This is a genomic window from Burkholderia sp. APQ4-4ca (genome assembly GCF_057837105.1).
In genome coordinates this window covers 1-2,830 of sequence record NZ_JBYQCG010000004.1, presented here as the reverse complement: position 1 = coordinate 2,830, position 2,830 = coordinate 1, and the positions used below count along the sequence as shown (strand labels likewise).

The window sequence follows — 2,830 nt, the reverse complement described above, 5'->3', positions numbered from 1 at the left end:
GGCAACGGATGCGTTGACTTGCGGGAGCGAGCGACCGACCGCGCAGGCGCGCGTCAACACGTTCCGCCAGATCGCGAATCGCATCAAGCGGGACAAGCGGGTCTTCACCGAACAAATGATGGAGCAATTGCACGTCGGTGCAACGCAGGACATGAATTTCTGGCGGCCGGACGTGAAGCTGCATTACGGCGTGCCGGAGCGCGACAATCACGGCCGCTTATACGTCTATTTCACGCCGCATGATCGGGTGATGGGTATCACGACGTTGCAAAGCATTGGCTGGCAAGGCATCGGCGATGAACTGCTGACGGAACTGGGCGATACCGTCAAGCAGCGGATGCTGGCGCGTGAAATGGCGGTGGGTGATGAATCAGGCGTTCGGCCATTCGGAACGTTGCCGCCGACCCCGGAGGACAAGTTGGTCCCTGGTGCGAAAACGACGGACTTCTGGAATGGCAATCGCGGGCCGGCTGGTGGGGTATTCGGTCTGACAAACCTGTGGGCGGTGCCGAAGCCAAACCAGACCGTCACGATCAATGCGGAGCAGGTACCGAATCCGCTGACGGCGGAAGAGATGCGGGATTTTGAAGAGTCGCGCAAAGTCGCGCCGGAGTGGGGAAAGTTTGTTCGCGATCCGCTTGACCCGGAAAAGGGAAGGTATCTGGATCCCACCTTTCCCAACTTTGCCTCGATGTATGAACGCGAAGAATACAAAACACGCGAAGACGTGTATGCCAACAGCGGGCGCATGCGTTCACTCGAAACACAAGAGGAACTCCAGGAGCGGATCAACAATTACCGTCCCGAGCCGACCAATCACAGCACGCTTCCGTCGCATGCGGAGTTCATGAAACGGGTCGTGGCCTGGGACTTGCCGATTGGTTTTTGTGATGCTGCCGAGGACTGGGATTTCTGGGCTCGACTGATCAAGAAGGCTGACTGGACGCGAGGCTACGATCCGTACTTTACGGACGGTGTTCTCAAGGCTGTCGAAAAGCCGGACATGATCGACTGGAGCACAGTGGCGGAAGAAAAGAGCCGCGCCGACGCAAAACGAATCGAATGGGGGAATTCCAATGGTGCGTAACTTCGTCATTGTCGCGCTGCTGTTGCTGATGCAGGCCTGTAGTGCACCGCGCCCGTATTCGTTTAACCTCGCGGACTTTCTGAGCGCCAAGGAACTGCCTTACGACTCGTCACCCCAAGTCATTTACCGACTTGACGATCACCGGTTCGTGACGCTGGAGCGGTATCGTGATTGCTATCACGGCGAGACGTTCTATAACGATACGAAGGCGAACATTCGCAAGAAGATCGGAATTGGTTTGTTCGAGGATTTTCAAGGACGAATAGTCAACGCCGATCAGACAGGGATGAATATCGTACTGCCTCTTGCACTTCCACCTCGAATTTCATGCGGAGATCGAGGTTGTACCGTTCCGCTGTGGTACTCGACGGATGGCGGAGCGACTTTCCATCTTTTGACCTACATGCCTCATAGCTTCAGGCCGTTCGAGGATTCGAAGGACTATACGGTGGCGGTCACGAGCGACACGCTGTTTATAGCCAAGAAATTCCAGTACAGAAGCGATCGCCCTGAATACGATCTAAACGTTCGACAATATACGCTTGCCCAGTTTGCTGATCGGAGCAATCCTTATCAACCAATCGTTGAGTCGGACAGTGCATGGGCATCCAAGAAAAAGCTGATGCCGGACGGACTTCGCACTCCCTCCGGTCAAGACCGCATCACGTGCGATTCATCAATCAAGCCGACCAACCCGGATGCGCCGCTGGTGCGCTAATGTGCATCTCCGTCGCTGCAAGGAACGACATCATGAAAAATCCCGTTTATGAAAATTCCTATGGTGCGTAATCTCGTCATTGTCGGGCTGATGCTGATGATGCAGGCCTGTAGTACACAAAAGCCATATTCGTTTAACCTCGCGGACTTTCTGAGCGCCAAGGAACTGCCTTACGACTCGCCACCCCAAATCATTTACCGACTTGACAATTACCGGTTCGTGACGCTGGAGCGGTATCGTGATTGCTATCACGGCGAGACCTTCTACAACGATACGAAAGCAGGTATCCGCAGGAAGCTTGGGCGGGGTACCGTCGAGAATTTCCAGGGGCGAATCATCAATGCCGACTCGACTGGAATGAATCTCGTGTTTCCATCCGCAGTCGCGCCTTATACAGTTTGTGGCGACCGAGGATGCAACCCCGTCATGGCGTACTCAACGGATGGCGGCAACACGTTTCATGGGATGGTGTATGCGAGGCACATCTATAAGAGACGGTTTCAAAAAGAGCCCGTGGGCCTGTTAACTTTCGCGGCGAGCTGTTAACCTCAGGCATCGGAACAACCGAGGCCGAGGAGATGGGCAAGCCGATCATCGACGACGAATTGTGGACACTGATCGAGCCGTTACTGCCGCCATCCAAGCCGCGGCGCGAGAAGAACCCGGGCCGCCTGCCTGTTTCGAATCGCGCCGCGCTGACCGGCATCTTGTTCGTTCTCGAGACCGGACTACGCTGGCGCGACCTGCCTGCCGAGATGGGTTGCGGCTCGGGCGTGACATGTTGGCGGCGGCTGCGCGACTGGCAGGCGGCCGGCGTGTGGGACCGCTTGCACGAGTTGCTGCTCGCGAAGCTGCGAGCAGCAGACCAGATCGACTTTTCGCGAGCCGCTGTCGATTCGTCATCGATTCGCGCCGTTGGGGCGGGCCAAAAACTGGGCCAAACCCTACCGATCGCGCTCGACCCGGTTCGAAGCACCACATCGTCACCGATGCCAACGGCACGCCGCTTGCCGCGATCCTGACCA

At 56.6% G+C, this 2,830-nt stretch carries 3 protein-coding genes and 1 pseudogene; all 4 read left to right on the top strand.

Annotation, left to right across the window (positions count from 1 at the left end; genetic code table 11):
* On the top strand, positions 1-1,087 hold a 1,087-nt coding region (locus AC3IFE_RS00490), incomplete at its 5' end, for a T6SS effector phospholipase Tle3 domain-containing protein (RefSeq protein ID WP_489189248.1).
* Positions 1,077-1,805, top strand: coding sequence for a T6SS immunity protein Tli3 family protein (locus AC3IFE_RS00485; RefSeq protein ID WP_489189247.1), 729 nt, complete (start codon positions 1,077-1,079; stop codon positions 1,803-1,805). The genes AC3IFE_RS00490 and AC3IFE_RS00485, both read left to right, overlap by 11 nt.
* A 60-nt stretch (positions 1,806-1,865) precedes the next feature.
* The gene (locus AC3IFE_RS00480) at positions 1,866-2,351 is read left to right on the top strand and encodes a T6SS immunity protein Tli3 family protein (RefSeq protein WP_489189246.1); all 486 of its coding nucleotides are present in this window, start codon (positions 1,866-1,868) and stop codon (positions 2,349-2,351) included.
* Positions 2,352-2,383: 32 nt separating this feature from the next.
* Positions 2,384-2,830, top strand: a pseudogene (locus tag AC3IFE_RS00475) (IS5 family transposase); the annotation flags it as partial.

Bases quoted from the DNA above. Each gene is read 5' to 3' on its own strand.
- AC3IFE_RS00480 (WP_489189246.1), top strand. From the start codon at position 1,866: ATGGTGCGTAATCTCGTCATTGTCGGGCTGATGCTGATGATGCAGGCC.
- AC3IFE_RS00485 (WP_489189247.1), top strand. From the start codon at position 1,077: ATGGTGCGTAACTTCGTCATTGTCGCGCTGCTGTTGCTGATGCAGGCC.